This window comes from Brachyspira pilosicoli (assembly GCF_019402445.1).
Classification (GTDB): Bacteria; Spirochaetota; Brachyspiria; order Brachyspirales; family Brachyspiraceae; genus Brachyspira; species Brachyspira pilosicoli_B.
In genome coordinates this window covers 1-3,887 of the sequence record NZ_SRZM01000044.1, presented here as the reverse complement: position 1 = coordinate 3,887, position 3,887 = coordinate 1, and the positions used below count along the sequence as shown (strand labels likewise).

Annotated in this window: 7 protein-coding genes; 1 reads left to right on the top strand and 6 read right to left on the bottom strand. The window is 28.2% G+C overall.

Annotated elements, in window-relative coordinates; translation table 11 throughout:
- Positions 1 to 345 (top strand): efflux RND transporter permease subunit (locus E6A48_RS02025; RefSeq protein WP_219708318.1); only part of this gene is annotated, 345 nt, incomplete at its 5' end.
- A gap of 151 nt (positions 346 to 496) precedes the next feature.
- Here the strand turns inward: E6A48_RS02025 and E6A48_RS02020 are convergent.
- From E6A48_RS02020 to E6A48_RS01995, 6 genes are all read right to left on the bottom strand, one after another.
- Positions 497 to 901, bottom strand: a complete 405-nt coding sequence (locus tag E6A48_RS02020) for a YbaN family protein (protein WP_219708317.1) — start codon at positions 899 to 901, stop codon at positions 497 to 499.
- Positions 902 to 1,007: 106 nt separating this feature from the next.
- Positions 1,008 to 1,262 (bottom strand): 50S ribosomal protein L27, encoded by a 255-nt coding sequence (gene rpmA, locus E6A48_RS02015; protein WP_013244528.1) that lies wholly within the window; start codon positions 1,260 to 1,262, stop codon positions 1,008 to 1,010.
- On the bottom strand, positions 1,252 to 1,608 hold the full coding sequence (locus tag E6A48_RS02010) for a ribosomal-processing cysteine protease Prp (RefSeq protein WP_219708316.1): 357 nt from the start codon (positions 1,606 to 1,608) through the stop codon (positions 1,252 to 1,254). Before E6A48_RS02010 ends, rpmA begins: the two co-directional genes overlap by 11 nt.
- A 7-nt stretch (positions 1,609 to 1,615) precedes the next feature.
- The gene (gene rplU, locus E6A48_RS02005; RefSeq protein ID WP_013244526.1) at positions 1,616 to 1,930 is read right to left on the bottom strand and encodes a 50S ribosomal protein L21; all 315 of its coding nucleotides are present in this window, start codon (positions 1,928 to 1,930) and stop codon (positions 1,616 to 1,618) included.
- 87 nt (positions 1,931 to 2,017) lie between these two features.
- Positions 2,018 to 2,971 carry a peptidylprolyl isomerase gene (locus E6A48_RS02000; RefSeq protein WP_219708315.1) on the bottom strand — a complete coding sequence of 318 codons (954 nt, stop codon included), beginning with the start codon at positions 2,969 to 2,971 and terminating at the stop codon, positions 2,018 to 2,020.
- A 160-nt stretch (positions 2,972 to 3,131) separates the two neighbouring features.
- Entirely contained in the window at positions 3,132 to 3,779 is a 648-nt protein-coding gene (locus tag E6A48_RS01995; protein WP_014936731.1) for a hypothetical protein, read from the bottom strand.
- Between the last annotated feature and the right edge of the window lie 108 nt (positions 3,780 to 3,887).

Genomic DNA, 3,887 nt, shown 5'->3' with positions numbered 1-3,887 from the left:
GACTATATGAATCAGCTTATGCATGAGAAACATATTAATGGAGATGAAGCTGCTTTAGAATCTGGACCTAGACGTTTAAGACCAGTGCTAATGACAACACTTACAACAATACTAGGACTTTTACCTATGGCATTATCTGGAGGAAGCGGAAATGAAATGTATCAGCCTTTATCTATTGCTGTGTTAGGAGGGCTTTTACTTTCAACTATGTTTACTTTAATAATAGTTCCTACAGTTTATGCTGCTATAAGAAATAAAATACCTCTAAAAGATTATGATAAAAAAGATTTAGAAAGTAGAAATGACTTTTCTAATTATGATACCATAACTGTAACAGGTAAATAATAATTTTTTACGAATTATAATTTTTTATAAATGCTTATTTTATTTTTTGAGGCTTTATTTATATTGATTTATAAATAGAGCCTTTTTTATATTAACATAGCTTTTAATTAATATTCTTATAATTTACAATTTTTTATTGCATATCAAAAAATCATTGCTCTTCTTGATAGCTTATTCTCATCTTACTTAGCTCTTCCTCTGAAACTGTTCTTATTTGCGTGAAGAAATAAACATATTTTGAAATGAATAATATCACTAAAACAACACGAGCATATATATTATTTACCAAAATAAATGTAATTATAAGCATGCAGCTTACAGGTATAAGTATAGTTAATTTTCCTTTTAGAGTCATGGCTCTTGATTTTACAAAGCTCTCTAAATATTTTTTGTATAATTTTGTAGATAAAAACCAATCATGAAATCTTTTAGAGCCTTTAGCAAAGAAAAATGAAGCCAAAAGCAAAAAAGGCGTTGTAGGTAAAATTGGTACAACTATACCAACAGCCCCTACACCAAGAAATATAAAACCCAAAACTATAAATAATATTCTCATAAAATAATTATCCTCGTGGTTTAAATATAACAAATAAACAAAAATATCCCACTCTTAAAATAAGAATAGGATATTAATAAAAAATAATATATTTTAGTGTATAATATTATTCAGCTATTACACTTATAGTTTTTTTACCAAACTTATTAGTGTGGAATTTAACAACACCATTAGCAGTTGCAAAAATAGTATGATCTCTACCTATATCAACATTTTTACCAACATGGAATTGTGTACCTCTTTGTCTAACTATAATGTTACCAGATACAACTTTTTCTCCACCATAAACTTTTACACCTAAACGTTTAGATTGACTATCACGTCCATTTTTTGAACTTCCGCCACCTTTCTTATGTGCCATTTTTTAACTCCTCTTTATATTTTACATAGTCAGGATACTCTTTAATAAGAGATTTTATACCTAGTAAATACCCTCTACTAACTGTAATATACTCATAAGCTTTTTCTTTGTTAAGTTTATCAAAACCAATCAATTCAAAGCTTAAATATCCATCATTAATTTTATATTTAATACTCTTACTTCCAACTATTTCAGTAAGAGCATTGAGCATAGCCTGAGATAAAGCACTCAAAGCTATACATACCTCATAACCTTCACCAGACTTTTTTATTCCAGCATGTCCTTCTATAGTAACTTTTATTATAACACCATCACTATTATAAACAACACTGAATAAAGAAGACATTATAAACTTAAGCTAATGTAATATCTTCTATAGTGATTTTATGATATTTATGTCTATGACCTGTTTTTCTTTTATAATCTTTTCTTCTTTTGTGCTTGCCTATAACTACTTTATCACCTTTTAAGCTTTCAACTATTTTAGAACTTATTTTTACTCCGTTTACATAAGGTGTACCAACAACTACACTTTCATCATCTTTTTTTAGAAGGAGCGTTTTTATTTCTGGTGATTCTTTAGCATCATCGCCCAAATATTCTATTAAGATATCTTGACCTTTTTCTATTTTGTATTGTTTTCCCTTTACTTCTACTATTGCATACATGATGGTTTTTCTCCATTTATATTAATTTTAAAATTCTACTATTACATGAGTAATATATTATACTATATTTTTACAATTCTGTCAACACTATTTATATAACTTTATAGTAACTCTTTTGGTTTCATCATCAAGCCATTTTACAAAAGAATCTCTCATACGAATCTCGCTTAGATAGTTTTTTACTCTTGTACGAATACTATCCATATCCTTTTGTATTTCCACTATTTTTACTATATAAAAGCCCTTACCTACCAATTCACGAACTGAACTCACTGTGCCTACTTTATATCCCCTCTTTGCCAAGGTAAGACCAGTGTTTACCTGTGCAGGCAAAGAACGTTTTCCTGCATCATATAAAAGATTATAACCCAAATCTCCACCATAATTCTTTGTTTTTTCATCATCACTATATTTTTTAGCTAGTTCAGCAAAATCATTACCCCTTGCTGCCATTCCTCTAACTCTATCTGCTAACTCTTGCTTTTCACCTTTTTCCGTGAATGTTGTAGCTTTAAAAAATATCCAAGAAAGCTTTACTAAAGTGTCTACCTCAAATGCTGTTTTATCTTTACTGTTATTATAATACTCATCTGCCTCTGCATCTGTAATTTCTGTATTATTTACAACAAGACCGCTTAAATTTTCCATAGCTATTTGTTTTTTTATAGAATTACGGTATTCTTCATAGGATATGCCTTCCGCTTTTAATTGCTTAGCAAATTGATCCAAAGTGAGATTATACTGATTGGCAATATTCTCAAGACGTCTGCTTACATCATTTTCTTCTATCACATAATTATATTCTTTAAGCTTCAAATACATTATTCTCTCTTCAACTAAATCTTTATAAACCATATCATCATTGATTTTTTTACCAACAGACCTAGCCTGAAGAGATAAAAAAGATTTCCTACTTACAAAATCCTCATAAGTAATTGGAATAGAACCAACAACTCCAACTATACTATTAACCACATCATTAAATAAAATATTACTGTAAAAAACAAATACAGATAAAATAAGCAAAATCTTTTTTTTCAATATTCTCTCCTTTTAATATAATTATTAACCAAATTGAAAATAAATCATAAAAAGAAATTCAAAGCATGATAGAATTATAATATATTATTTAAAAAAATAAATAAGAGGACCATTAATTTTTTAATAGTCCCCTAAAAATATATTTATTTAACAATAAAAATTAATTACCGAAGTGAAGTCCTACACTAAGACCTATACCCAAATCTAGATAACTAGTTACAAAATAACCCATAAACAACTGATCAACTTTATAAGTCATAGGAAGCATGTAGTCTACATATAAATTAAGTCCAACTACAAAAGCTAACTGTCTAGATATAAAGAATCTCTGTTCTACGAAAGTTTTGAAATAAATACTTATAGGAGGAGGAGTCATAGTAAGTACTATATTTGGAGCATATATTAAAGCTTTAGCAGCAACTCCAACACCTAAAACTGTATCTCTAGGAATTAAGCTATTAACATTACCAATTACAAATTTAGTTGTAAAACCTAATCCCATACTTAGACCGCTTTCTTTATTAACTATTTTTTTATCTCCAGGATAAGTAATACCTATAGTAGTTTGCTCTATCATAACATCACCTAAAAGGCTTATACCTTTTAAACCATTTTGCATAGGAAGCATATATCCTATTTGAACAGAAAGGTCTGGTCTTACTTCTGTTGATCCATTAATTTTTACAGTCTGAGAATCCAAAATTGGAAATCCAGTTACAGCACTAAGCTGTCCTATAACATCAACTTCAAATGCTGGAAAAACTGTACTAAAACTCACTAAAAAGATTACTAAAATTAGTTTTTTCATCATTGTCTCCTAAAAATACTAATTACCTATACTTAATTAAAGTATAATAATATTTAATGCTTTAGTCAAGTATTAATTTTGTATAGGCTTTCAATATAATAATAATAC

Coding starts and splice junctions, on each gene's coding strand:
- rplU (WP_013244526.1), bottom strand. CDS start 1,930: ATGTATGCAATAGTAGAAGTAAAGGGAAAACAATACAAAATAGAAAAA.
- E6A48_RS02010 (WP_219708316.1), bottom strand. CDS start 1,608: ATGTCTTCTTTATTCAGTGTTGTTTATAATAGTGATGGTGTTATAATA.
- rpmA (WP_013244528.1), bottom strand. CDS start 1,262: ATGGCACATAAGAAAGGTGGCGGAAGTTCAAAAAATGGACGTGATAGT.
- E6A48_RS01995 (WP_014936731.1), bottom strand. CDS start 3,779: ATGAAAAAACTAATTTTAGTAATCTTTTTAGTGAGTTTTAGTACAGTT.
- E6A48_RS02020 (WP_219708317.1), bottom strand. CDS start 901: ATGAGAATATTATTTATAGTTTTGGGTTTTATATTTCTTGGTGTAGGG.